This is a genomic window from Pseudomonas sp. M2 (assembly GCF_015751845.1).
Lineage (GTDB): Bacteria > Pseudomonadota > Gammaproteobacteria > Pseudomonadales > Pseudomonadaceae > Aquipseudomonas > Aquipseudomonas putida_E.
This window is the reverse complement of the sequence record NZ_JADOUD010000001.1, coordinates 5000450-5025602: the sequence shown is the minus strand read 5'-3', so window position 1 is coordinate 5025602 and position 25153 is coordinate 5000450. Positions and strand designations below refer to the sequence as shown.

Sequence of the window (25153 nt, the reverse complement as noted above, 5' to 3'; positions counted from 1 at the left end):
TGCGGCCCATCCCCGCCCCATGCGTGCGGGCTCAGGAACTTTCTCGCACCATCAGCTCAAACCCCAGATCCTGCTGCTCGGTAGCCACTCGCTTGCCATCGAGCAACGCCAGCAGCGCCTGTGCCGCGCCCCGACCAACGGCGGCACGCGGTGTGCGAATGGAGGTCAGACGGGGGACCATATGCGCCGAAGCCGGCAGGTCATTGAACCCGACCATGGCTACTCTCCCTGGAACTTCGATACCTTGGCGCAAGGCCTGCAGCACAGCACCCTGGGCAAGGTCGTCGTTGCAGAAAAAAATGCCATCCACATCCGGTGCCTGCGCCAACAATTGGCTGAACAGTTCACTGCCCAGTGCAATGGACGAGGGTTGCGGCGACAGGACCTCCAGTTCAGTTGCGTGCATACCGGCTTCAGCCAGCGCCTGGCGGAACCCTTCGGCACGCTGCATCACCCGTGGGTCAAGTTGCGCGGCGATGAACGCCAGGCGCCGCCGGCCTCGCTCGAGCAGGTGCCTGGCAGCAGCCCGACCAGCCTGCTGCTGGGAAAACCCTACCGACAACATGCCAGGCGCGCCACCCAGCTCCATCATGTGGACGCAGGGCACACCGCTGGCCACCAGCATCTGCCGAGAAGCCTCACTACGCTCGAAACCGGTGAGCAGCATGCCGCACGGTTGGTACGCCAGGTAATTGCGGATCAGATTCTCTTCTTCGTCGATATCGTAGTGATAGTTACCGATCAGCACCTCGAGCCCGCGGGGGCGCATCACTTCGTGGATGGCCTCCAGAGTGTCGATGAACAGCTGGTTGGACAACGACGGAATCAGCACAACCACCGACTGGCTGCGCGCAGAAGCCAACGCCCGGGCAGCGGGGTTGGCGATATAGCCAAGGCTCGCTGCCGCGGCCACCACCTTTTCCACCAGTGCCGGAGCCACGGTGCTGACACCGCGCAAGGCGCGGGAAGCGGTAATCGGGGAAACCCCGGAGAGCCTGGCCACTTCTGCCAGGGTGGGTCGACCGGTAGTGCGGGAGCCTGAGCGGGACATGAGTGTTGTAATTTTACTACTTGCCAAGGGAGGGGAACGGCCACTAAGGTAGCGCTGTCTCAGGACGCAAGCAATGTAATCTTTGGTGGTGGCCACTACGCGCCTTCTGCCGAGCGTCCATACTGCGTAACGACAAGATCAACAACACCGGGGAGTTCGTGTTTCGTCAACGACGAGACAGCGCTATCTCACCCCGCAGGAGGTACTGATGAATTCTCCCCTGTCCGCCATCGTGGTGATGGGCGTGGCCGGTTGCGGCAAAAGCTGCATCGGCGCTGCCATAGCCGCCAGAAGCGGCGGCCGCCTGATCGAAGGCGACGCGTTTCACCCTGCCGAAAACATCCGCAAGATGAGCGCGGGCACGCCGTTGAACGACGACGACCGAGCCGGTTGGCTAGTGCGCTTGGGCCAAGAGTTGCAAGCCACGGTGCAGGCGGGCGAACGCCCGATCCTCACCTGCTCCGCACTCAAGCGCCGTTACCGCGATACCTTGCGCCAGGCCATGCCGGAGCTGGCATTCGTGTTTCTCGAACTCACCCCTGCCGAAGCCGAGAAGCGCGTCCTCGCCCGCCCCGGGCATTTCATGCCGGCGAGCCTGATCGACAGTCAGTTCGCCGCCCTCGAGCCCCCGCATGGCGAGCCTCTGACCCTGCCCCTTGATGCCACGCAGCCGATAGACACGCTGGCCGAGACGGTAGACGCCTGGCTAAAGCCCTGCGGTGAGCGGAACCTGGCGCGGACCGCATGAACCTGGCGGTTTTTCCGGCTCACCAAAGACAGCGCTGTCCCGACGCCTGAAAGCGCCGATAGTTCAATTTCAAGCAACGCCAAAAAACAACGATAAGACCGAGGCCTTAAAACCATGTTCGGACTGGCTACAGATACCTTCCTGCTGCTCGACGCCCTGGTGACCATCATCGGGCTGATCCTGCTGATCACCCATTTCAAAGTCCACCCCTTCGTCGCCCTGACCATCGCCGCCGGTTTCCTCGGCCTGACTTCCGGTATGCCGGTGGCCAAGGTCATGAAGTCATTCCAGGATGGTTTCGGTGGGGTACTGGGCTTTGTCGGGATCGTCCTCGCCCTGGGGACCATGCTCGGCAAGCTGATGGCCGACTCCGGTGGCGCCGACCAGATCGCGCAAACCCTCATTCGCGCCTTCGGCAAGAAGAACGTGCATTGGGCCATGATGTTTGCCGCGTTCCTGGTCGGCATCCCGCTGTTCTTCGAAATCGGCTTCGTACTGCTGATTCCGCTGGTGTTCATCGTCGCCAGGCGCTCGGGTGTATCGCTGATCAAGATCGGTATCCCCCTGCTGGCGGGCCTTTCGGTGGTGCACGGCCTGGTGCCTCCGCATCCGGGCCCACTGCTGGCGATCGGCATTTTCAACGCCGACATCGGCAAGACCATCTTCTATGGCCTGCTGGTGGCACTGCCCACTGCAATCATCGCCGGCCCGCTGTACGGTAACTTCATTTCCCGCTATATCCCGGGTAATCCGTCACAGGAACTGATGGACCAGATCGCCAAGGAGTCCGATCAGGGTAACCTGCCGAGCTTTACCGTCACCCTGGTCACCGTGCTGCTGCCGGTTGTGCTGATGTTGCTCAAGACGTTCGCTGACGTCGTGCTACCGGCCGAGCACATCGTTCGCCAGTGGATGGACCTGATCGGCCACCCGATTACCGCCCTGCTCGCCGCCCTGCTGCTGGCCTTCTACACCTTCGGCTCGGCGCGCGGCTTCAACCGCCAGCAGATCATGAAGATGCTCGACCAGAGCCTGGCGCCGACGGCTGCCATCGTGCTGATCGTCGGTGCAGGCGGCGGTTTCAAACAGATGCTGGTCGATACCGGTGTCGGCAATGTGATCGGCCAGATGGCGGTACAGGCAGAAATTTCACCGATCATGCTGGCCTGGCTGGTGGCTGCGGTCATCCGCATCGCCACGGGGTCGGCGACGGTTGCCACCATTACCGGCGCAGGCATCGTTGCCCCGGTGATCGACCTGGTGCCCGGCGTCAACCGTGAGCTGCTGGTGCTGGCCACCGGCGCCGGTTCGCTCATTCTGTCCCATGTCAACGACGCCGGCTTCTGGCTGGTCAAACAGTACTTCAACATGACCGTGGCCGAGACCTTCAAGACCTGGAGCATGATGGAGACCATCCTGTCGGTGGTCGGCATCATCTTCATCATGATGCTGTCAACGGTGGTGTGACCGCTTATCGGGGCAATGGCACCTTGGCGTATTGAGTAGGGCCCAACGCAAGTACGTGCCCTACCTTCGCAAAGGAGCCTGCCCATGATACGCACAAGCCTGTTACTCGCTGCCTTGCTCGCCTCCCCCCTGGCCCTGGCGGTCGGCACCGGGCCGACCCATCCGGATGATCCGCACAACCCGGCGCCCCAGCCGGGCGCGGACAGCACCCTCAACCCGATCGAGGAGCCCATGCCACGGGATACCGACCCGCGAATACAGGGCAGCGACCCTGAAAGCCCGCCCGCCAGGCAGAATGACAATCGTGATCTGCCTGGGATGGAAGGCAGTGGGTCGGAGGGCGCGGGTGGCCAAGGTGGTAACGGATCGGACGGCGGTCAGCGCTGAGCGGTACCGCCCTCTTCCCGGGCTAGCCCCGTGAAGAGGGCGCAATTGCCAACGCAGGAAAGCCGCTTCGAACCGCTCACCACTGGCGCTTTTCAGGCCGTGTCAGCCCCAGCTTTTCTATCTTGTAACGTAGCATATCGCGCGATAGCCCCAGCATCCGCGCCGACTTGGTCACGTTCCAATCAGTACGGTCCAGCGTCCTGCACACCAAATCCCGTTCCATGTCCGGCAAACTGGTCCCAGGCTCAGGCTCATGCCGCGGCATTTCGTACACCGTGGCCATCGGCTGCGTGAGGGGTTCATCGACCAGGGTCAGGCACAGATTCAACTGGTGCGCCTGCACCACTTCATTAGGTGCCAGCAACACCGTCTGTTCCAGCATGTTGCGCAGCTCGCGCACGTTGCCAGGCCAGCTGTAATTGAGCATCAAGTTCTGTGCCTCGGTACTGAAGCGCAGGTTCGGTTTACCGTACCGACGCCCGTGATGGGCCAGGAAGTGCCGCGCCAACAGCAGGATGTCCTGGCCGCGGGCGTGCAAGCGCGGTACCTTCAGCGCGATGATGCGCAGCCGGAAGAACAGGTCCCGGCGAAACTTGCCCTGCTGCACCATCTGTTCGAGATTGCAGTTGGTGGCGCTGATCACCCGCAGGTCAACCTTGCGCTCCTTGACCGCACCTATGCGGCGGATACTGCGATCCTCCAGCAGTTTCAGCAGCTTGGCCTGTAGCACCAGGTCCATTTCGCCGATCTCATCGAGGAACAGGGTGCCGCCGTCCGCGGCCTCCACCAGCCCCACGCGACGTTCCTTGGCGTCGGTGAATGCCCCCTTCTCATGGCCAAACAACTCAGCCTCCAGCAGGTTGGCCGGGATCGAAGCGCAGTTGAACTCGATGAACGGGCCTTTGCTGCGCGAACCATCGAAATGCAGGGCACGCGCAACCAGTTCCTTGCCGGTACCCGTCTCGCCTTCGACCAGCACCGGCGGCAGGTCGTCATTGGCCATGCGGCGTTCAGCATCGAGCACCTGGCGCAGCGTGTGCTTGAGGGTGAGCATCACCGGCGAGTCGCCAATCAGCGCCTGCAGCCCGGACTTCTGCGCCTCGCGCTCCTGGTAGAACGACAGCGTGCGCTCCATCCGCTCGGTGGCCAAAGCCTTTTCCAGTGTCAGTTTGAGCTCGGCCAGCACCACGGGCTTGGTCAGGTAATGGAAAGCCCCCTCTTTCATCGCTTGTACGGCATCCTCTACGTTACCGTAGCCGGTCATCATGATTACCTTGAGCTCCGGCATCTGCGCCACCAGCGTGCGCAGCAGGTCATGCCCATTCATGCCGGGCAGCGAGTTGTCGGTGAGTACCGCGTCGGGCTGGAACCGCTTGATCTGCTCAAGCGCAAGCTCCGCACTGTTACACACCGTCACCTCAAAGCCCTTCAGGTTCAAATAGGTGCGAATGTTGTTGGCAAGGATTTCATCATCCTCGACTACCAGGATGCTGTGCTCCATGTTCCCCTCCCGCTGCGATATTGAAAGTGAGGCTGACGCGGGTTCCTTCCTCTTCACGGCTGCTCAGGCTGACCGAGCCGCCAAAACGTTCCATGATGCGCTGAACCAGCGCCAGGCCTACACCGAGGCCGCCCTGCTTGGTGGTGAAAAACGGTTTGAAGACCATGCGTTGCTGCTGCCTGGTCATGCCCTTGCCTGTGTCACTTAGCAGTAATGCAGCGCGCTGACCTTCCTGTATGCAGACCATGGCCCGCAACTCGCCACCCATTGGCATGGCTTCGATGGCATTGGAAAACAGGCTGTTGAGGATCTGCGTCAATTGCAGAGGCTGGCTGGCTACCCACTGCGTCTGGGGCCCGTCGAAGGAAAAGCGGATGCCGTTACGCTCGATCTGCTGGGCAAACGCCAAGCGGGTATCCTTGATGGCGGCTACCAGGTCCACAGCCTCGGGCATATCGCTGGTCGGGCGCAGTGACACCAGCAGTTCGCGCACCCAGCGTGACATGCGGTCCACCTGGCTGATGATGTCGACAATGTTCTGCTGGGCCTGCGGATTGGCGATTTCCTGTGCCAGCTCTGCGCTGGAGCGGATATTGGCCAATGGGTTTCGCAGGCTGTGGGCCACCGCCGAGGACATCTCACCAAGGGCAACATAGGTTTCACTCGCCACCAGCCGATCCTGTTGCTGATGCAGCATCGACGCTGCGCGACGCACGAGCCAGAACAGGCCGAAGTAGATCAGCGCCCCGCCCACCAGGGTCGAGGCCCAGATCAGCACATAACCGCGCTGAATGCGTCGAATGAGGTCCTGTGGCTCTTTGTAAATCTCGACCATAGACAGCACCTGCTCACCTTGGCTGTCGAACAGGGGAATGTAGTTTTCGATGAACAGGTAATTGGGCTCACGCTCGAACTTCTGTTCCTCGCGGTGCTCTTCGACCTTGTGGTAGCTGGCGGACACCGCCTTGCGCGAGCGGAAGGCGTGATCCAGGTCGCCGTCGGCCTCGATGCGCTTGCCAACCAGATCGGGGTTGGTGGACCAGACGATGGTGCGGTCACGGGCATAGACATTGGCCAGCAGCGTGTCCGGAAGATGCTCGACATGATCGAGGAACTCGACCCGAGTCGCCATGGCCAGCTGCGGGCTCACCTGCAGATGCTGCTGGTCCAGGCGCGGATCGAGCAGCTCACCCATGGTGGTGCCAGGTGGCAATTGCGAATGGCGCACTTCGGCCTGGGCCATGGCCTGGATGAATTGGGCGGTGAGCATGGCGTCTCGCTCCACGCTATCGCGGACCACGAAGCGGGTCGATACATAGCCCAGACCACCTGCCACCGACGTGATGATCAGCAAGCTGATCACGGAAAACCAGCGCAGCAGATTGAATTCGCGAAGGGGCGTAGCCAGACCACTGCCGGGCTGGGCGAGGAGCTTGTCGGGAACATCGGTTTCCAGCGTCTGCATCGCGAGGTTCCCGCGCAAGGATTCCGTTCAGAAGGCTGTCACTCATTGCCGTGCGTAGCTAACTGATAGCACTTCGCCACGCCGGCCGCAGCCGCCATTTATCGCCTATGTCTTCTTGCAAAAAGTCAGCCACGGATTTATTTCGAAACTAATTTTAAGCTAATCAATCGGTTAGAAACAGAATCTAATCCTTAATCTAGAATAGATCCCCCAGTTTTGGGGAATTTGTACCCAATAATAAAATGTTCTTTTAGAACAATATCTTAGCGTCTACTTCTAGATTTCTACGAAGCTCGCGCAAGCCGAAAGTTGAGCGAAACCTGAGTGCCAAGGCCTTCGCGGCTACTCAACCGAACCGACCCACCGAAACGCTCCATGATCCGTCTGACCAATACCAACCCCACCCCCAGCCCACCTTGTTTGGTTGTGAAGAAGGGCTTGAACGCCATGCGCTGCTGCTGTTCATTCATGCCTTTTCCGGTGTCGGTCAGGCGCAGGGTGACGCTGCGCCTGTCCTGCTTCACCACCTCGACACGCAGCCGCCCACCCTGCTCCATCGACTCCAGAGCGTTGGCGATCAGGCTGTTGAAAATCTGCCCGAGCAATTCCGGCTGTCCCATCACCTGCAGTGCCGGAAGCGGCTTCAGGTCCAGGGTCACGCCACTGCGTGCCAGCGCTATGGCAAAGGTCTGCAAGCTGTCCTGCAGGACTTGGGGAAGGTCGACCGGTATCGTCTTGTCATCCAGTGGCCGCAGCGACTGCAGCAACTGGCGGATCCACTGCGACATACGGTCGACCTGGCTGATGATCTCGCTGATATTGCGCTGCGCCGGCCCTTCGTCGTACACCTGAGCCAGTTCGGCGCTGGAGCGGATACTGGCCAACGGATTGCGCAGGCTGTGCGCCACGGCCGAGGACACCTCGCCAAGGGCCACGTAGGTTTCATTGCTGATCAGCCGCTTCTGTTGCACCGCCATCACCCGGGCGGCGCGGCGCATGATGCCGTACAGGCCGATGTAGACCACCCCGGCACCCACCGTGGTGGCCAGCCAGATGAGGACCAGGCCATGTTCGATGCGCACGATCAGGTCATGGGGTTCCTTGTATATCTCCACCATCGCTACGACGTGTTCGCCATCTGCGTCGAACAGCGGAATGTAGTTCTCGATGAACAACTGCTCAGGTGGCGTCACGAACTTCTGCTCGGAGCGGGCCTCTTCGAAGCCGTGGTAACTGGCCGAGACCCGCATTTTGTGCTCGAACGCCCGATCCAGGTCGTCATCGCCCTGAATCAGCTTGCCCGTCAGCGCCGGATTGCTCGACCAGATCACTGTGCGGTCCGGGGCATAGATGTTGGCCAGCAGCATGTCTGGCAAGTGCGCGATGTGGTCAAGGAATTCGCCGCGGGCCTTGCGCCGCGCCACAGGGTCAACGCCTGGCAAAGGATCAAGGTCCGTACGCGGGTCCAGCAGTTCGCCCATGGTGCGCACATTGGGGATCGCCACATGTCGTACTTCAGCGTCGGCGATCGAGGTGATGAACTGCGCGGTAAGCAGCGCGTCACGCTCGACGCTTTCGTCGATGATGAAACGGCTGGATATCAACCCCAGACCGGCGGCCACCGACAGGATGATGGCCAGGCTGACCCAGGCGTACCAACGCAGGAGGTTGAACGGCTTGCGCGACGTGCCAGCGTCAGGGCTGGCGGGTGACTCGAGTGGGTCGGAACGGGAGGCGATGTCCATGGCGGCTACCACTGCTGAGCACCTTTGAAAGGTTATAGCCCAGAGTTGGGGAACCCATGGCATTGATTTTCGCAAGGCCGATGCAAGGCTGCCTGCCATCAGGTGCCCATCACAACGGCGAGTCCGCTGCCAGCCCCTGTAACTTGCGGTATTCGCGCAGCACATTGGGCACATACCGTCGGGTTTCGGCGAAGGGCGGCACCGCGCCACGTCGGCGCACAGCATCCGGGCCGGCATTGTAGGCGGCCACGGCCAGGGTGATGTCGTTGTCGAACAGGTTCAGCATGCGTTTGAGGTAGCGAGCCCCGCCCTGCACGTTGTCCTCCGGATCAAGCACATCCTCAACACCCATCTCCTTCGCCGTACCCGGCATCAGTTGCATCAGCCCAAGCGCCCCGGCGGCCGAGCGGGCCTTTGGGTTGTACCCCGATTCTGCCTTGATCAGCGCATGCAGCAATGCCTGCGGCACGTTGTGCATGCGCGCCGCTGCTGCCACCAGGTCGGCGTAGGGCCGCCCGGTGATCAATTGCGCATTGGCCGGGCCAGCCTGCGCAACCGGTTCGCGAATGACCCGTTCATAGTTGCGCCCGGGCCGGTGGACGTTGGTCAGCACGTAACCGCCCTTGTCATCGATGGCAATGTACACATCAGCCTGGGCGGTAGCCCCAGCCAGCCAGATCAGCCCCAGGATAATTCCACGCATGTCGGTCGCCTCCCCGCCGTGCCCCCGATATGGGGGAAATACCCCGGAAAACCCGGGCTTTTCTGCTACGACGCAAGCACTGTGCCGCTTGCCATGGCGCATGGCGCAAGGCCCCGAGGCAGACGTGCACGGCTGTTGCATGGCAGATGAAAACCTGAAAAGGCATGTCCCCATGCAGGAGGGCTTCACCATGCAGCGCAAACCCAATCGCCAATGTGGCTTCACCCTGCTCGAACTTCTGGTGGTCCTGGTGGTGCTCGGCTTGTTGGCCGGTATCGTCGCGCCCAAGTACTTCAGCCAGCTGGGCCGTTCCGAGGCCAAGGTGGCACGGGCGCAGATCGAAGGGCTGGGCAAGGCCTTGGACCTTTATCGCCTGGAAATCGGCCACTACCCCAACAGTGAGCAGGGCTTGCAGGCACTGGTTGCCGCCCCCAGTGGCGAAGCCCGCTGGTCAGGCCCTTACCTGCAGAAAGCAATTCCACAGGACCCGTGGGGCCGTGCCTACATCTACCGCCAGCCAGGTGAAAACGGCGGCGAGTACGACTTGCTGTCCATGGGCAAGGACGGCCAGCCCGGTGGCGATGGTGAAAACGCCGAAATTACCAGTTGGCAATGAGGAGCAAGGCCATGCGCTACAGCCTCAAGGCCCTGGGTAGAGAGGGCGTGGTTCAATTGCACATCGATGCCGAGGATGCCGAACAGGCTCGGCGCAAAGTGGAAGACCAGGGCCTGCGTGTCGTCAGCGTACGCAGCCAAGGCGGCACTCTGGTCGGTGTGCCCTGGCGACGCCAGGTCGCCTTTGACCTGTTGCTCTTCAGTCAGGAACTGACCACGCTGCTGCATGCCGGCCTACCCTTGATCGATGCCCTGGAAAGCCTTGCGGAAAAAGCCCCGACCGCGGCAACCCGTAAAGTGCTGGCGGCGCTGGTTGGCCAGTTGTACGAAGGCCGCTCGCTGTCCCAGGCCCTGGCCCAGCAGCCGCGGATATTCCCGCCGCTATACGTGGCCCTGGTGCAGTCCAGCGAGCGTACCGGGGCGCTTGGCGACGCCCTGCACCGCTATATCGGATACCGGCAGCGCTTGGATCTGGTCCGGCAAAAACTGGTGGGGGCTTCGGTCTACCCGCTGCTACTGCTACTGGTGGGCGGTGGCGTCGTGCTGTTCCTGCTCGGCTACGTGGTGCCACGCTTCAGCCTGGTGTTCGAGGGCATGGGCAGCGAACTGCCCTGGCTTTCGCGCATGCTGATGCAGATCGGCCTGTTCCTGCATGCTCAACAGTTGCCCCTGGCCCTGGCAACGGCAGGCGGCATCGGCGCCTTGGTGCTGCTGCGGCGTAACCCCGTTCTGCGGCGTTGGGTGTCGCGCCAGATACGGCGAATGCCAGCCTTGCATCAGCGCCTGATGATGTATGAGCTGGCGCGTTTCTATCGCTCGCTGGGCATTCTGCTGCAAGGCGGCATACCCATCCTGACGGCCATGGGCATGGCCCGCGGGCTGCTGGGAAGCGCTGCGGCACAAGGCCTGGAGCAGGCCAGTCGCGGGGTGGGTGAAGGCCTGCCGTTGTCGCAAGCGCTGGAAGCCGGGCAGTTGGTCACGCCAGTGTCGCTGCGCTTGCTGCGGGCAGGTGAGCAATCGGGGAACCTGGGCGAGATGCTTGAACGCTGCGCAGACTTTCATGACCAGGAAATAGGGCGCTGGGTAGAGTGGTTCGTGAAGCTGTTTGAACCGCTGCTGATGACCTTCATCGGGTTGCTGATCGGGGTGATCGTCATTCTGATGTACATGCCGATCTTCGAGCTGGCGTCGAGTATCCACTAGCCGTCACCGACCGCGTTGACGGCCGGCTTGTCGACGATCAACGGCGCGGCTGGTGCCATCTGACACGGTGCTGGCCTGATGGGTGAACCCGCTCGCTCAATAGTCGAACCGGTCCACCGCCCGCCGCCGCTCATTGTCATCGCGCCGATCGTAGCTGGCAGTGGTCTGGATGTTGGCGTGATGCGCCAGCTTCTGCGCGATCGACAGGTCGTGCTCTTCGATCACCCGGGTGATGAACGCCCGGCGAAAATCATGCGGCATGATCTTCACCCCCACCTGCGCCCCGCGCTGACGGGCGATGTAGTAAATCGCATGTTTGGTGATGCGCGCACGGGTAATGTGGTTGCCACGGCGGATGCGGTTGAACAGGAAGGGGTCGTCCGAGGTGCCCTCTGGCAGTGATTGTCGACGCAGATCAAGCCAGGCCTGCAGTTTTTCGAAGGCCCAGGGCGGCGCATACTTGATCAGTTGCCGGTTGCCTTTGCCCAGCACCTGCAGGCTGCGCGCCTGGAAGTCGACTTGCTCCAGGTCGATGTCCACCGACTCCGATTTGCGCATGCCGGTGCCATACAGCAGCGCGATGATCGCCGCATCACGAACACCCTGCGGGCGCGGATCGGCGGTGCAGACATCCATCAATTCGCGAATCAGGCTACGGCGCAGGTTGCGCCCTGGCGGCAGGCGGCTGCCGGTTGCCGGCTTGACCTCACGAATACGCAGCAACTGCTCATGATCGATCAGGCCCTGGCGCCAGGCTTCATTCATCACGCCGCGTATTGCGTTGACATAAAGCGACGAACTGTTGGGCGCATAGCCATCGGTGCGCAGTGCTGCAACCAGGCCGATCACATGTCCCGGCTCAAGCTTGTGCCATGGCACATCGGCGAGGTTGCAATCAATGAAACCCAGCCGGTCGGCAGCGTCTTGCAAGATGTAGCGCATGGTTTGCTGGCTGGAAGGCGCCAGCCTGGCGAGGTACTGCAGCAGCGGATTTTGCGAAAGGTCGGACAAAACGTGAATCCTGTAGCGAAGCCCGGAGCGCCATCGGGCCCTCCAGGCGTAAAGCGGCCTGCGTCATTGCCTTGAAGATCAGGGATCTTGGCCACTGACATGAGCTGAAATGGGGGCACATAGGCTATCACTGGTAGGCCTCGTGTCCAACTCGGCAATCCTCGGCTTCACCTTCGATATCCCTGGCGGCCTGCTCGGCCAGTACACGCCTGGCGCAGGCAGCGATGCGGCAGCACACTTCTTCCAACTGTTCGACCGCAAGCACCAGCCCCATGCGCACATGCCCCGTTGCGCTGGGCCCGAATGCATCGCCCGGCAGCAGTGAAACGCCCTCCTCAATCAACAGCCGCTGGGCGAAAGCCTGGGCGCTCAGCCCGGTTTCGCGGATATCAAGCATCACGAACATGCCGCCCGCCGGCCGGTGAGGGCGCACCCCGGGGCAATCGCGCAGGGCCCTGCACACCAGATCACGCCGCTGACGATAGGCCTCGCGCATCTGTTGTACCGCAAGCAGGTTCTGCTCCAGCGCTACGCAGGCCCCCTGCATGACAAACTCCGGCAAGCCAAACAGCATGGCCATTGCCAGATTGGCCAAGTGCGCGATCAGCGCCGGGGGGCCGACCACCCACCCCACGCGCCAGCCGCTCATCGCATGCGACTTGGACACACTGTCGATGATCACGCAACGCTCGCGCATGCCGGGCATTTGCGCCGGGGCAACCGCTTGGCCGTCGTACAGCAGGCCACTGTAGACCTGGTCGCACACCAGCCAAAGATCATGGTCGCGACAAAGCTGCGCGAGTTGCACCATGTCCTCAGGGGAGATGGCGCTGCCGGTCGGATTGTGCGGTGTGTTCAGCAGCAGCCCTCGGGTACGCGGGGTTATTGCTTGCGCCACGGCTTGCGGGTCGAGCCGAAAGCCCTGCTCCGGGCTTACCGCCACCTGTACCGGTTGCGCCCCGCAAGCGCCGAATACAGCGTGGTAAGTGACATACATGGGCTCGGCGACGATCACTTCGTCCCCCGCTCCAAACAGGCATTGGCAGACCGCATACAACGCACACTGTGCGCCAGCGAGCACCATCACCTGCTCGACACTGACCTCAGGGCCACCACGGCGTGCAATCGCCTGGCGCAGCGCAAGGTTGCCACGCACATCACTGTAGTGGGTGTCGCCGCGGCGAAGGCTCAAGACCGCAGCTTCGACAATGGCCGTTGGCGTATCGAAGTCAGGATCGCCCACCGACAGCAGGAAAATTTCGCGCCCTTCGCGACGCAGGGCCTGTGCCTGGTAGTGGATATCCCAGGCAGCAGCGCCATCACCGGCAATGCGTTGGGTGAGCGTGGAATAGCGCATGACTGTCTCCCTGTCTGCCCAACTCGCACCGCTGGTCTGAAAACGCTGTGCGCCGAATGAGGTTAAAAATAGCAGAACCCTTCTGCAGCTCTGGCAACACCCGCCAACGAAAACGTTTGCTTGGCCATTTGCCGCCAAACGGCGAAGGAGCCATGTTTGTGACCGGGGTCAAGCGTAGGTGCATTTATCGTCTTTTCGGCAGAACACCAGCCTGACGGATGCTATCTTTAGTTTCCCGACGGCCGCGCTCGCGGCGCCCCGTTCACCGCGTCCGGGTACGGACAAGGAGGCTGGCATGAACAAGATGACGTTCCCCAACGCCTGCCAGGTGATGCGCTGGCACTTCCACCCGCTGGGCTTCGAGGCCACCATGGATGCGCCACGCAGCATGATCGCCCGCCTGTTCGACCGTGCCACGGGCGAAACCTTGCTGGCGATCGCTGGCATCCCCTGCACTGCGATAATGGCGGCAGCCGATGTCGAACGTATCATTGAGGCGGTAGAAGCTGAAATGGATGCTTTCTTACCGGTTCTCGCCCTGCGTGACGCCAGCTAGGCGACCGCCTCGGGGCTTTTGCGCAATACCTGCAATGTCCCCATGAACTGCTCGGCCGGTACCGGCTGGCCCAGCAGGTAACCCTGTAGCGAATCACAGCCCAGACGGGTCAGGAAATCCTGCTGCCCGCCGGTCTCCACGCCCTCGGCAACAATACGCAAGCCCAACGCCTGGCCCAATGCAACGATGGCCGAAACAATGGCTGCATCGTCGCTGTCCTGCTCCAGGTCACGGACGAAACCGCGGTCGATTTTAAGCTCATTGGCGGGTAAGCGCTTGAGGTACATCAGGCTCGAGTAGCCGGTACCAAAGTCATCGATGGACAGGTCCACGCCCATATCGGACAGGCGCTGCAAGACTGCCAGGCTGGCATCGGCATCGTGCATTGCCGTCGTTTCGGTGATTTCCAGCGTCAGGCGGTTGGCCGGCAAACCGTTCTCGCGCAGGGCGCGGGCAACGCTGTCAACCAGGCCGGCATGGCAGAACTGGATCGCGGACAAGTTGACCGCCATGCGCCAGTTTTCATACCCCTGATCAAGCCACTGGCGCATCTGCCGGCAGGCCTCGTCCAGCACCCATTCGCCAATCGGGATGATCAGGCCGGTTTTTTCCGCCAGGCCAATGAAGCGGTCCGGCAGCAGCAGCCCGTGCTGCGGATGCTGCCAGCGCAACAAGGCCTCGGCGCCGATCGGCTGGCAAGCCTGCGCGGCGAACTTGGGCTGGTAATGCAGGCGGAACTGGCGTTGCTCCAGGGCCATGCGCAGGTCCTGCAGCAGCTGCAGCTGCTGGCGGGCGTTGCTGTTCATGGAAGCATCGAAGAAGCTGTAGCCATTCTTGCCGGCGCTCTTGGCGTGATACATGGCAGCATCCGCGTTGCGCAGCAACTCCAGCTGGTCTTGGCCATTACCCGGGTACAGGACAATGCCCAGGCTCGCCGTCAATTGCAGGTCATGCTCGGCCACGCGGAACGCCCGCGACACCAGGTTGACCTGTTTGGCTGCCACATCCATGGCATCCGCGGGCTCCTGCAGTTCCACCAACAACACAAACTCATCACCGCCAATGCGCGCCAATGTGTCCTGGCTGTGCAAGTGGCCGCGCAAGCGTGTTGCCACTGCCTTGAGCAGCAGGTCGCCCACATGGTGACCAAACGCATCATTGACCGGTTTGAAGCCGTCCAGGTCGATGAACATCAGCGCAAAACAGCCGCCCTGCTCCGCCACCTTGCCGATCGCCTGTTCGATACGGTCAGAAAGCAGCGTGCGGTTGGGCAGGCCGGTCAGCGTGTCATGCAGCGCCAGCTGGGTGAGTTCCTGGTTGGCGAGGGTCAGCGAACGCGCAAGCTCCGCAGTGCGTGCCTCCAGGCGAGCATCGAGCACCGAGGTCAGCAAGGCCACTGCGAGCACCGCCAGGGTAGTGATCAGAACCAGATAGACCAGCCCATCACCTTGCAACCCGCCTGCCAGCGCGCCGCAGAAACTGCCTTGGGGGAAGTTGGCTGCGGCCATGCCGGTGTAGTGCATGCCGACGATGGCGACGCCCATCAGCACAGCCGCCAGTCCGCGGATCTGGCGAACGTAAGGGGTATGCTGACGCAGCCGGAAGGCTATCCACAACGCTGCCGCCGAAGCGCCCACCGCGATCGCCAACGAGGCACCGAACAGCGTTGGGTCGTAGTCAATGCCCGGCAGCATACGCAACGCCGCCATGCCGGTGTAATGCATGCAACTGATGCCAGCACCCATGAAGAGCGCGCCAAACACCAGTTGCAGCCACGGCAGGCTCGGTTGGCTAACCAGCCATAGGGCAAACCCCGAAGACAGCACGGCGATCAGTAATGAGAAGGCGGTCAGGCCAATGTCATAGCCCAGTTCGACCGGCAGGCTGAAGGCGAGCATGCCGATGAAGTGCATCGACCAGACGCCGGTACCCATCGCCAGCGCCCCACCGCCCATCCACAGGTGCACCGCCCTGCCCTGGGCGGTAGCGATGCGGCCGGTCAGGTCGAGGGCGGTATAGGAGGCTAGGATGGCCACGCACAGTGAAATCAGCACCAGCGAAGCAGAGTAACTACCGGTCAGCATTGAGAGTTCCAGCGACGGGACAGGGGCCCGAAAAAGCCGACGATTGTACTCAAGCTTTGGCGAAACGCACGGGATTTCTGAGCGCTCAAATGGATCTGTAATTATCTGCGAGAGTCCACCAGCCCCGCGATAGAGCCCCCCGGCGAACCACTGACATCAAATTGCCATTGGTCGGCTTTTGTCGCGCCTGAAGGGCAGGTGAAAAAAGGTGTTGGCTCATGCCTGAGCGGGCATTTTTTCCACACTAGACCGCGCCTTCACTCCTGACTGGCAAACGCTTGCCCGGCATCCCAGCCGCCGCCCAACGCAGCGATCAGCTGCACACTGGCCACCAGACGCCCCTGTAACAGGTTCAACACACTGCGCTCATTGCTCAGCGCCGTGGTCTGTACATTGACCACGTCCAGATAGCCGATCAGCCCGGCCCTGTACTGGTTGTCGGTCAGGCGCAACGACTCACGCGCGGCATCCAGAGCTTCCTGGCGCACGAGCGCCTCTTCGCCGTAAACCTTGAGTTGCACCAGGTAATTCTCGACCTCCTTGAAGCCGTCGAGCACGGTCTGGCGGTACTGCGCCACGGTCTGGTCGTATACCGCGACAGTGCGGTCAACCTCGGCGCTGCGTTTGCCGGCATCGAAGAGTGTCAGCGCCAGTTGCGGCCCTACCGACCAGTAACGATTGGGCAACTGAATCCAGTCATTGAAGGTACTGCTGGAATAACCACCGCTCATGCTCAGGCTCAAGTCAGGGAAATAGGCGGCCCGTGCCACGCCGATGTTGGCGTTGGCCGCCATCACGTTGCGCTCGGCCGAAGCGATGTCCGGGCGGCGCTCCAGCAATTGCGACGGCAGGCTTACCGGAATCTGCGGCAAGGCCGGGATGCTTTTGCTGTCGGCGAGGGCAAACTCGGCGGGTGCCTTGCCCAGTAGCACGGCAATGGCGTTTTCGAACTGTGCACGCTGCCAGACCAGATCTATCAGGTCGGCTTGGGTAGTCTTGAGCTGGGTACGTGCCTGGGCCACTGCGTCGGGGCCGGAGACGCCTGCACGGTACTGGTTCTCGGTCATGCGCAACGAACGTTCATACGTCGCGACGGTGGCTTCCAGCAGGCGCTTCTGCTCATCGATAACGCGCAACTGCAGGTAATTCTGCACCAGCTCAGACTGCTGGCTGAGGCGGATCGCGGCAAGGTCGGCGAAGCTCGCTTGAGCACTGGCCTCGTTGGCGTTCATGGTCTCGCGCAACTTGCCCCACAGGTCGATTTCCCAGCTCACCCCAAGCTGCGCGTTGTAAGTGTTGCGAATACCGCTGCTGTTGTTGGAAAGGCTGGAGCTCGAACTGCCTGTGCCCTGGGCCGAGCGGTTCTTGCTGGTGGTCAGGTCCAGGCTTGGGAACAACGACGCACGGCTACTGCGCACCAGCGCTTGGGCCTGGCGGTACTGGGCTTCGGCCTGCGCCACACTCTGGTTGCTGCGGTTGAGCTCCTCGACCAGAGCGTTGAGCCCCGCGTCACCATAGATTTCCCACCAGGCGCCACGGGCGATGGCATCGGACGGGTTGGCCTGGGTCCAGCCCTCGGCCTGTTTGAACTGCGCCGGCGTGCTCAGCTCCGGGCGATGGTAGTCCGGGCTCAGGGTACAGGCGCTTAACAGCGCCGCGCACAAACCGGCACCGACCAGGCGTGAACCACGCCCGCCGGTCAGCAGTTGCAGGGCGCGGTGGAGTGGGGACTGGGCAAAATTCATAGCGGGGTATCCAGAGCGGCATCGGTGCGCACGCCGCGCCAATGGTTGAATCGGTGGCGCAGGCGGTCGAGGTACAGGTACACCACCGGCGTCGTATACAGGGTCAGGACTTGGCTGAAGACCAGGCCGCCAATGATGGTCAGCCCCAGCGGTTGGCGCATTTCCGCACCCTCGGCGCGGCTGAGCAGCAGTGGCAAGGCGCCGAGCATGGCCGCCAGCGTGGTCATCAGGATCGGCCGCAGGCGTAGCAGGCAGGCACGGCGGATCGACTCTTCCGGCGTCAGCCCCTGATGGCGCTCCAGTTGCAGCGCCAGGTCGATCATCAGGATGGCGTTCTTCTTCACCACGCCAATCAGCAGGAACAGGCCCAGTAGGGATATCAGGCTGAATTCGCCCCCGGTGACATAGAGCGCAAGCAAGGCACCGACGCCAGCCGAAGGCAAGGTCGAAAGGATGGTCAGCGGGTGAATGTAGCTTTCATACAGTATGCCCAGTACCAGATACACCAGCACCAACGCGCCAAGGATCATGAACGGCTGGCCTTGCTGGGTCTTGGCGAAGGCGTCTGCCGTGCCGCCCAGCTTGGCAATCACCTCCTCGGGCAGGCCCAGCTTGGCCACCGCCCGCTCCACCGCCGCCATGGCCTGGTCGGGGCTGTAGCCTTCGGCAACGTCGAAGGCGATGTCTTCGGCAGCGAACTGGCCCTCATGACTGACCCGGTCGTTTGCCAGGCTGTTCTCGTAATGGGCGATGGTCGACAAGGGCACACGCGCCCCGTCACTGGTGATCACCTGCACCTGCTCCAGGCTGCTTGGGTCCCAGGCGTATTTCGGGTTGATTTCCAGCACCACCTGGTACTGGTTGAGGCTGTCGTAGATGGTCGAGATCTGCCGTTGACTGTAAGCGTTGTTCAGAACGGTGGTGACCATGTCCATGTCGATACCCAGGCGCTTGGCCTGGTCGCGATCGACTACCAGTGTCACCTGCTGGGTACCGGAGCCGTCGCGAGCATCGATGGCGGTCAGCTCGGGCAGCGCGCGCATGGCTGCGACCACCTTGGGGAACCACTGGCGCAACGCTGCCAGATCGCCGCTCTGCAGGGTGTACAGGTACTGCGACGAGGTCTGGTCACGGCCACCGCCGCCCAGTTGCAGGTCCTGGTCAGCCATCAGGAACAGCCGTCCGCCAGGGACCTTGGGCATTTCCTTGCGCAAACGCTCGATGACCTGCTGCGCATCGATCTTGCGCTCGCTGATCGGCTTCAGGCGCACCAGCACCATGGCGTTGTTGGTACCACTGTTGCCACCAATGAAACCGGCAACACTCTGCACGGCCGGGTCGGCCAGCAAGGCACGGCGGTAGATTTCCATCTTCGGCTGCATCACGGTGAACGACAGCCCGTCGTCACCGCGGATGAAGCCCATCAGCTGGCCGGTGTCCTGCTGCGGGATCAGCGTTTTCGGCACGACCACATACAGCACGATGTTCAGGCCGATGGTCGCCAACAGGCTGATCAAGGTCAGGCGCTTGTGGCGAAGGGCCCAACTCAGGCTGCGATCGTAACCTTGGACCATGCGCTTGTGCACATTGTCGCTCCAGCGCTGCAGGCGCGTCTGTTCGGCGCGGTGGGGCTTGAGCCAACGGGCACAGAGCATCGGGGTGAGGGTCAGCGAAACCACCAGCGAGACGATGATCGCCGCCGCCAGGGTAATCGAGAACTCCTGGAACAGGTTGCGCACGATGCCGCCCATGAACAGGATCGAAACGAACACCGCTACCAGCGAGACGTTCATCGACAGCAAGGTGAAGCCGACTTCCTTGGCGCCGAGGAACGCCGCACGCATCGGCGGCTGGCCGTCCTCGATATGCCGCGAAATGTTTTCCAGCACCACGATGGCATCGTCCACCACCAGGCCTGTGGCCAGGATCAACGCCATCAGCGACAGGTTGTTCAGCGAAAAACCGCACAGGTACATCACCGCGAAGGTCCCCACCAGCGATACCGGTACCGCCAGGCTGGGGATCAACGAGGCGCGCAGGCTGCCGAGGAACAGGTAGACCACGAGGATCACCAGCACCACGGCGATCAGCAGCGTGTGCTCGGCTTCCTTGAGGGTGGCCTTGATGACCGGCGAACGGTCCATGGCCACGTTCAGTTGCACGCTGGCCGGCAGCAGCGACTGCAGGGCCGGCAACTGCGCGTGGATCTGGTCGACGGTCTCGATGATGTTGGCGCCGATCTGACGGTTGACCACCAGCAGCACGGCACTCTGATCGTTGAAAAAGCCGCTGTTGTAGCGGTTCTCGACGCTGTCTGTGATGGTCGCCACGTCGGACAGGCGCAGTATCGTACCGTTCTGCTGCCGGATCACGATCGGTTCGTAATCCTTGGCTTTTTCCAGCTGGTCGTTGGCCCGTACCTGCCAGTTGCGCTCGCTGTCCTCGACGAAACCCATCGGCCGGCGCTGGTTGGCGTTGGCCACCGCAGTGCGCACTTCGTCCAGGGACAGGCTGTACTGGTTGAGCAGTTGCGGCTCGACGGAAATGCGCACAGCCGGCAGCGAACTGCCGCCGATCTGCACTTCCCCTACCCCACTTACCTGAGCCAGGCTCTGCGACAGGATGGTGTCAGCCAGATCGTACAACTGGCCTTTCTGCAGCACATCAGAGGTCAACGACAGCACCATGATCGGCGCCTGCGACGGGTTGAGCTTCTTGTAGGTCGGCATGCTGCGCATGCCGCTGGGCAGCAGGTTGCGGGTGGCGTTGATCGCCGCCTGCACCTCGCGCGCGGCGCCGTCGATGTCCCGGCCTTGCTCGAAGCCGATGATTACCCGGGTCGAGCCCTGGTTGGAGCTACTGGTCAGGGTGGTGACACCGGCGATACTGCCAAGCTTGCGTTCCAGCGGCGTGGCTACCGTGGAGGCCATCACCTCGGGGCTGGCGCCAGCCAGGTTGGCTTGAACCACGATCACCGGGAAGTCCATCTGCGGCAACGGCGAAACCGGCAGCAGGCCGAAGCTGACGCCACCAAGCAGCATGATTGCCAGGCTCAGCAGCATGGTCGCCACAGGCCGGCGAATGAAAGGGCCGGACAGGTTCATGCCTCGGCCTGCGTGGTGTCAGCGGCTGGGCGCCAGCGCCGTGCCAAGCGGTCGAAGTACAGGTAGATGACCGGCGTTGTGAACAGGGTCAGCACCTGGCTTACCAGCAAGCCGCCGACCATGACCAGCCCCAGCGGCTGGCGCAACTCGGCACCGGAACCTGTGGCCAGCATCAGCGGTACTGCGCCGAACAGCGCAGCCAGGGTGGTCATCAGGATCGGCCGGAAGCGCAGCAGCGCCGCCTGGTAGATCGCGTCGTGCGGGCTCATGCCTTGGTTGCGCTCGGCCTCGAGGGCGAAGTCGATCATCATGATCGCGTTCTTCTTGACGATGCCGATGAGCAGAATGATGCCAATGATGGCGATCATGCCCAGGTCGTTGCCGCTGAGGATCAACGCCAGCAAGGCACCGACCGCCGCCGACGGCAAGGTCGAGAGGATGGTGATCGGGTGAATGTAGCTCTCGTACAGCACGCCGAGCACGATGTACATGGTCACCACGGCGGCAAGGATCAGCAGCAAGGTGCTCGACAGGGACGCCTGGAAGGCCTCGGCAGCGCCCTGGAAGCGGGTCTGCACGCCGATGGGCATGCCGATTTCCTGCTGGACCTGCTCGATCACCTTGACCGCTTCGCCCAGCGACGCACCATGCGCCAGGTTGAACGACATCATTACCGCGGGGAACTGGCCGATGTGTGAAATCGCCAGCTGCGCCTGGCGCTGCTCGATGCGCGCCAGTGCCGACAGGCGTACCTGACCACCGTCACTGGCCTTGACGTGGATCGACTCCAGCGCCTGTGGGCCGATGCTTGCTGCATCGCGCGACTGCAGCACCACCCGGTACTGGCTGGCCTGGGTATAGATGGTCGAGATCTGCCGCTGGCCGAAGGCGTCATACAGGGCGTTGGTGATTTGCGACACATCGATGCCCAGGCGGCTGGCCATGTCACGGTCGATCACCAGGTACACCTGCAGCCCCTTGTCCTGCAGGTCGCTGGCCACATCCTGCAGTTCTGGCCGCTGTTGCAGCGCATTGACCAGCTTGCCGCTCCACTGCGCGAGCAGGTCGGCGTCGGGCGAGGACAGGCTGAACTGGTACTGCGTGCGGCTGACCCGATCCTCGATGCTCAGGTCTTGCACCGGCTGCATGAACAGGCGGATGCCGACCAGCTTGTCGAGCTGAGGCTGCAAGCGGCTGATCACCTCGCCGGCCGTCACGTCGCGCTCGCCGTGGGGTTTGAGGTTGATCAGCAGACGGCCACTGTTGAGCGTGGCATTGTCACCGTCCACGCCGATGTAGGACGACAGGCTCTGCACGGCCGGATCCTGCAGGATGATCGTGCTCAGCGACTGCTGGCGTTCGCTCATGGCGGCGAACGAGGTGGACTGCGGGGCTTCGGAGATACCCTGGATCACCCCGGTGTCCTGCACCGGGAAGAAGCCCTTGGGCACCACCATGTACAGGAAAACGGTCAGTGCCAGGCTGGCGACCGCCACCAGCAAGGTCAGCGGCTGGTGCCGGAGCACCCATTGCAGGCCACGGCCGTAGTGCTCGATCAGCCAGTCGATCCAGGCACCACTGGCTCGGTAAAAACGGCCTTGCTCTTCTTCTTTGGGTTCACGCTTGAGCAGGCGTGCGCACATCATGGGTGTCAGGGTCAGCGAGACCACCAGGGAAATCAGGATAGCCACCGCCAGCGTGATGGCGAATTCGCGGAACAGCCGGCCCACCACATCGGCCATGAACAGCAGCGGGATGAGCACGGCAATCAGCGAAAAGGTCAGGGAGATCAGGGTGAAACCGATCTGCCGCGCGCCCTTGAGCGCAGCCTGCATGGGCGTTTCGCCCTCCTCGATGTGCCGCGAGATGTTCTCCAGCATGACGATGGCGTCATCGACCACAAAACCGGTGGCGATGGTCAGCGCCATCAAAGTCAGGTTGTTGATCGAGAAGCCGGCCAGGTACATCACGCCGAAGGTGCCGATCAGCGACAGCGGCACGGCAATCGACGGGATGATGGTGGCACTGATGCGGCGCAGGAAGACGAAGGTCACCATCACCACCAGGACGATGGCGATCAGCAGTTCGTGCTGCACATCCTTGACCGCGGCGCGGATGGTCTGGGTGCGGTCGGTCAGCACCGACACCTCGAGGCCGGCGGGCAGGTTGTCGGTGATCGACGGCAGCAGGTCCTTGATGCGGTCGACCACCTCGATGACATTGGCACCGGGCTGGCGCTGGATGTTCAGCAGTACCGCCTGGTTCTGGTTGGCCCAGGCAGCGAGGCGTTCGTTCTCGGCCCCGTCGACGATTTCGGCGACGTCCTTCAGGCGCAGCGGCGCACCATTGTTGTACGCCAGAATCAGGTTGGCGTACTCCTCGGGGGAACGCAGCTGGTCATTGGCATCGAGCATCGACACCCGGGTCGGGCCATCGAAGTTGCCCTTGGGCTGGTTGACGTTGGAGGCGCCAACCAGGGTACGCACGTCATCGAGGTTCAGACCATTGGCGGCCAACGCATCGACGTTGACCTTGATGCGCACAGCCTGGCGCTGGCCACCGGCGATGCTGACCATGCCCACGCCGCCGATCTGCGCGAGCTTCTGCGCCACGCGGGTGTCGACCAGGTCGTTGAGCTTGGGCAGCGGCATGGTCTTGCTGGAAATGGCCAGGGTCAACACCGGGGTATCGGCAGGGTTGACCTTGTTGTACACCGGTGGTGCCGGCAGGTCGCTGGGCAGCAGGTTGCTGGCGGCGTTGATCGCGGCCTGTACCTGCTGCTCGGCAACGTCCATGTTCATGTCCAGGCTGAAGCGCAGGGTCAGCACCGAGGCACCGCCAGAACTGGTCGATGCCATCTGGGTCAGACCCGGCATCTGGCCGAACTGGCGCTCGAGCGGCGCGGTCACGGCGCTGGTCATCACCTGCGGGCTGGCACCCGGATACAGGGTCATGACCCTGATGGTCGGGTAATCGACCTGCGGCAAGGCCGAAACCGGCAGCAGCTTGTACGCGATCAGGCCGGCCAGCACGATGGCCAGCATGCTCAGCGTGGTGGCGACCGGGCGAAGGATGAACAGGCGCGACAGGTTCATGCGCCCGCCTTGCCTGCCGTTTCACCGGTCTGGGCCGAGCCTTTGCCGTCCTGCCCCTGCAGGTGCTGGCCGGGGGTGGCCGGCACTTGCGAGCTGTCTTCGACCACTTCGACCTTGGAACCTTCGCGCAGGCGGTCGGTGCCTTCGAGCACCAGGCGGTCACCGGCCTTGAGGCCTTCGAGGATCACACTGTTCTCACCGTCACTGGGGCCCACCTTGAGCTTGCGCACATTGACCATGTTGTCGGCAGTGACGACATAGGCGAAGGTGCCGTCGTTGCCGAACTGAATGGCCGCCGCCGGTGCCATGACGACCTGCTTGAGGGTGTCGGCCAACAGGCGCACGTTGACGAACTGGTTGGGGAACAGGGCCATGTCCTTGTTCTCGAAGCGGCCTTTGAACTTCAGGGTACCGGTGGTGATGTCTATCTGGTTGTCGATGCTGGCCAGCACGCCAGTGGACTGCAGCTTGCTGTCGCCGCGGTCCCAGGCCTCGACCGGCAGGCTGGCACCGCTGCGGTAACGTTCCAGCACGGTAGTCAGCTCGGTTTCCGGCAAGGTGAAGGCAACGCTGATCGGTTCGGTCTGGGTGATGACCACCAGGGCGGTAGTGTCATTGGCCGCCACCAGGTTGCCCAGGTCGAGCTGACGCAGGCCCACCCGGCCACTGATCGGCGCGCGGATCTGGGTGAAATCAAGGTTCAGGCGGGCATCATTGACCTGAGCCTGGTTGGTTTTCACCAGCCCCTGGAACTGCGCCACCTGGGCTTCGGAGGTATCGAGCGTCTGTTTGGCGATGCTGTCTTCGGCGTACAGGCCTTTATAGCGCGCCAGGTCGACTTGAGCGTTCTTGAGCTGCGCCCGGTTTTGCGCCAGCGTGCCTTCGGCCTGCTGCAGCGCGATGCGGTAGGCGCGCGGGTCGATCTCGGCGAGCAAGTCGCCAGCCTTGACCTGCTGGCCCTCCTTGAAGTGGATTTTCACCAGCTCACCGGCAACACGGCTACGCACGTTGACGGTATTGGTCGCGGTAACCGTGCCAAGCGCCTTGTAGTAGAGCGGAAAGTCGCCCACCCGTGCAGGTTCCACACGCACTGGCACCGCTTCGGTGGAGCCGCCGAAGCCGGGACGGCCCATACCGATGCCCATGCCCTTGCCCGGGCGCCCCCCGCCCGCTTCTTTTGGGGCAGGCGTTGCAGCGGGCCACAACCACCAGGCCAGCAGGGCCACCAGCAGCAGGATCAGCAGGCCAACGAGCCAGCGACGAGGGGATCGGGAGACGGAAACTCGCATGGGTTGAACGAACCTTGTTCGGAATGA

At 62.5% G+C, this 25153-nt stretch carries 18 protein-coding genes; 6 read left to right on the top strand and 12 right to left on the bottom strand.

Annotation, left to right across the window (positions count from 1 at the left end):
* Window positions 1-31: 31 nt before the first annotated feature.
* Window positions 32-1051: a LacI family DNA-binding transcriptional regulator gene (locus IWW33_RS23275; protein WP_174141148.1), complete on the bottom strand. Its 1020-nt coding sequence runs from the start codon at window positions 1049-1051 to the stop codon at window positions 32-34.
* A gap of 208 nt (window positions 1052-1259) precedes the next feature.
* On the opposite strand from IWW33_RS23275, the gene IWW33_RS23270 reads away from it, so the two are divergent.
* The 3 genes from IWW33_RS23270 (at window position 1260) to IWW33_RS23260 (ending at window position 3653) form a co-directional block, all read left to right on the top strand.
* Window positions 1260-1799: a gluconokinase gene (locus IWW33_RS23270; protein WP_046786100.1), complete on the top strand. Its 540-nt coding sequence runs from the start codon at window positions 1260-1262 to the stop codon at window positions 1797-1799.
* Between the two features lie 114 nt (window positions 1800-1913).
* Window positions 1914-3266, top strand: coding sequence for a GntP family permease (locus IWW33_RS23265; RefSeq protein WP_046786099.1), 1353 nt, complete (start codon window positions 1914-1916; stop codon window positions 3264-3266).
* 84 nt (window positions 3267-3350) lie between these two features.
* Window positions 3351-3653 (top strand): hypothetical protein, encoded by a 303-nt coding sequence (locus IWW33_RS23260; RefSeq protein ID WP_174141147.1) that lies wholly within the window; start codon window positions 3351-3353, stop codon window positions 3651-3653.
* Between the two features lie 76 nt (window positions 3654-3729).
* On the opposite strand, the gene IWW33_RS23255 is transcribed toward IWW33_RS23260, so the two are convergent.
* From IWW33_RS23255 to IWW33_RS23240, 4 genes are all read right to left on the bottom strand, one after another.
* The gene (locus tag IWW33_RS23255; protein ID WP_115274691.1) at window positions 3730-5154 is read right to left on the bottom strand and encodes a sigma-54 dependent transcriptional regulator; all 1425 of its coding nucleotides are present in this window, start codon (window positions 5152-5154) and stop codon (window positions 3730-3732) included.
* A complete protein-coding gene (locus tag IWW33_RS23250) occupies window positions 5123-6619 on the bottom strand; it encodes a HAMP domain-containing sensor histidine kinase (RefSeq protein WP_174141146.1) in 1497 nt (498 codons plus the stop codon). Before IWW33_RS23250 ends, IWW33_RS23255 begins: the two co-directional genes overlap by 32 nt.
* A gap of 284 nt (window positions 6620-6903) precedes the next feature.
* Entirely contained in the window at window positions 6904-8364 is a 1461-nt protein-coding gene (locus tag IWW33_RS23245; protein WP_174141145.1) for an ATP-binding protein, read from the bottom strand.
* 109 nt (window positions 8365-8473) lie between these two features.
* On the bottom strand, window positions 8474-9067 hold the full coding sequence (locus IWW33_RS23240) for a lytic transglycosylase domain-containing protein (protein WP_046786095.1): 594 nt from the start codon (window positions 9065-9067) through the stop codon (window positions 8474-8476).
* A 190-nt stretch (window positions 9068-9257) separates the two neighbouring features.
* Here IWW33_RS23240 and gspG point away from each other — a divergent pair, with 190 nt between their 5' ends.
* Both gspG and IWW33_RS23230 read left to right on the top strand, forming a co-directional pair.
* Complete coding sequence (gspG, locus tag IWW33_RS23235; RefSeq protein ID WP_046786409.1) at window positions 9258-9683, top strand: type II secretion system major pseudopilin GspG; 426 nt, start codon at window positions 9258-9260, stop codon at window positions 9681-9683.
* A gap of 11 nt (window positions 9684-9694) precedes the next feature.
* On the top strand, window positions 9695-10885 hold the full coding sequence (locus tag IWW33_RS23230; protein WP_046786094.1) for a type II secretion system F family protein: 1191 nt from the start codon (window positions 9695-9697) through the stop codon (window positions 10883-10885).
* A gap of 96 nt (window positions 10886-10981) precedes the next feature.
* On the opposite strand, the gene IWW33_RS23225 is transcribed toward IWW33_RS23230, so the two are convergent.
* On the bottom strand, window positions 10982-11896 hold the full coding sequence (locus tag IWW33_RS23225; protein ID WP_174141144.1) for a tyrosine-type recombinase/integrase: 915 nt from the start codon (window positions 11894-11896) through the stop codon (window positions 10982-10984).
* Between the two features lie 127 nt (window positions 11897-12023).
* Window positions 12024-13253, bottom strand: a complete 1230-nt coding sequence (locus tag IWW33_RS23220) for an aminotransferase class I/II-fold pyridoxal phosphate-dependent enzyme (RefSeq protein WP_174141143.1) — start codon at window positions 13251-13253, stop codon at window positions 12024-12026.
* Window positions 13254-13548: 295 nt separating this feature from the next.
* Between IWW33_RS23220 and IWW33_RS23215 the strand changes: the two genes are divergently transcribed.
* On the top strand, window positions 13549-13809 hold the full coding sequence (locus IWW33_RS23215; protein ID WP_119687089.1) for a DUF1652 domain-containing protein: 261 nt from the start codon (window positions 13549-13551) through the stop codon (window positions 13807-13809).
* On the opposite strand, the gene IWW33_RS23210 is transcribed toward IWW33_RS23215, so the two are convergent.
* The 5 genes from IWW33_RS23210 to IWW33_RS23190 all read right to left on the bottom strand — a co-directional run bounded on the left by IWW33_RS23210 (window position 13806) and on the right by IWW33_RS23190 (window position 25126).
* On the bottom strand, window positions 13806-15893 hold the full coding sequence (locus IWW33_RS23210) for an EAL domain-containing protein (protein ID WP_115274687.1): 2088 nt from the start codon (window positions 15891-15893) through the stop codon (window positions 13806-13808). The two genes, IWW33_RS23215 and IWW33_RS23210, sit on opposite strands and share 4 nt — an antisense overlap.
* Window positions 15894-16150: 257 nt before the next feature.
* Entirely contained in the window at window positions 16151-17638 is a 1488-nt protein-coding gene (locus tag IWW33_RS23205; RefSeq protein ID WP_174141142.1) for an efflux transporter outer membrane subunit, read from the bottom strand.
* On the bottom strand, window positions 17635-20742 hold the full coding sequence (locus IWW33_RS23200) for an efflux RND transporter permease subunit (protein WP_046786090.1): 3108 nt from the start codon (window positions 20740-20742) through the stop codon (window positions 17635-17637). The genes IWW33_RS23205 and IWW33_RS23200 overlap by 4 nt, the downstream gene beginning before the upstream one ends.
* Window positions 20739-23837: an MdtB/MuxB family multidrug efflux RND transporter permease subunit gene (locus IWW33_RS23195; RefSeq protein WP_174141140.1), complete on the bottom strand. Its 3099-nt coding sequence runs from the start codon at window positions 23835-23837 to the stop codon at window positions 20739-20741. Before IWW33_RS23195 ends, IWW33_RS23200 begins: the two co-directional genes overlap by 4 nt.
* The gene (locus tag IWW33_RS23190) at window positions 23834-25126 is read right to left on the bottom strand and encodes an MdtA/MuxA family multidrug efflux RND transporter periplasmic adaptor subunit (RefSeq protein WP_174141139.1); all 1293 of its coding nucleotides are present in this window, start codon (window positions 25124-25126) and stop codon (window positions 23834-23836) included. The genes IWW33_RS23195 and IWW33_RS23190 overlap by 4 nt, the downstream gene beginning before the upstream one ends.
* Between the last annotated feature and the right edge of the window lie 27 nt (window positions 25127-25153).

Bases quoted from the DNA above. Each gene is read 5' to 3' on its own strand.
- IWW33_RS23205 (WP_174141142.1), bottom strand. From the start codon at position 17,638: ATGAATTTTGCCCAGTCCCCACTCCACCGCGCCCTGCAACTGCTGACC.
- IWW33_RS23250 (WP_174141146.1), bottom strand. From the start codon at position 6,619: ATGCAGACGCTGGAAACCGATGTTCCCGACAAGCTCCTCGCCCAGCCC.
- IWW33_RS23230 (WP_046786094.1), top strand. From the start codon at position 9,695: ATGCGCTACAGCCTCAAGGCCCTGGGTAGAGAGGGCGTGGTTCAATTG.
- IWW33_RS23220 (WP_174141143.1), bottom strand. From the start codon at position 13,253: ATGCGCTATTCCACGCTCACCCAACGCATTGCCGGTGATGGCGCTGCT.
- IWW33_RS23255 (WP_115274691.1), bottom strand. From the start codon at position 5,154: ATGGAGCACAGCATCCTGGTAGTCGAGGATGATGAAATCCTTGCCAAC.
- IWW33_RS23195 (WP_174141140.1), bottom strand. From the start codon at position 23,837: ATGAACCTGTCGCGCCTGTTCATCCTTCGCCCGGTCGCCACCACGCTG.
- IWW33_RS23210 (WP_115274687.1), bottom strand. From the start codon at position 15,893: ATGCTGACCGGTAGTTACTCTGCTTCGCTGGTGCTGATTTCACTGTGC.
- IWW33_RS23275 (WP_174141148.1), bottom strand. From the start codon at position 1,051: ATGTCCCGCTCAGGCTCCCGCACTACCGGTCGACCCACCCTGGCAGAA.
- IWW33_RS23190 (WP_174141139.1), bottom strand. From the start codon at position 25,126: ATGCGAGTTTCCGTCTCCCGATCCCCTCGTCGCTGGCTCGTTGGCCTG.
- IWW33_RS23245 (WP_174141145.1), bottom strand. From the start codon at position 8,364: ATGGACATCGCCTCCCGTTCCGACCCACTCGAGTCACCCGCCAGCCCT.
- IWW33_RS23265 (WP_046786099.1), top strand. From the start codon at position 1,914: ATGTTCGGACTGGCTACAGATACCTTCCTGCTGCTCGACGCCCTGGTG.
- IWW33_RS23215 (WP_119687089.1), top strand. From the start codon at position 13,549: ATGAACAAGATGACGTTCCCCAACGCCTGCCAGGTGATGCGCTGGCAC.
- IWW33_RS23260 (WP_174141147.1), top strand. From the start codon at position 3,351: ATGATACGCACAAGCCTGTTACTCGCTGCCTTGCTCGCCTCCCCCCTG.
- IWW33_RS23200 (WP_046786090.1), bottom strand. From the start codon at position 20,742: ATGAACCTGTCCGGCCCTTTCATTCGCCGGCCTGTGGCGACCATGCTG.
- IWW33_RS23240 (WP_046786095.1), bottom strand. From the start codon at position 9,067: ATGCGTGGAATTATCCTGGGGCTGATCTGGCTGGCTGGGGCTACCGCC.
- IWW33_RS23270 (WP_046786100.1), top strand. From the start codon at position 1,260: ATGAATTCTCCCCTGTCCGCCATCGTGGTGATGGGCGTGGCCGGTTGC.
- gspG (WP_046786409.1), top strand. From the start codon at position 9,258: ATGCAGCGCAAACCCAATCGCCAATGTGGCTTCACCCTGCTCGAACTT.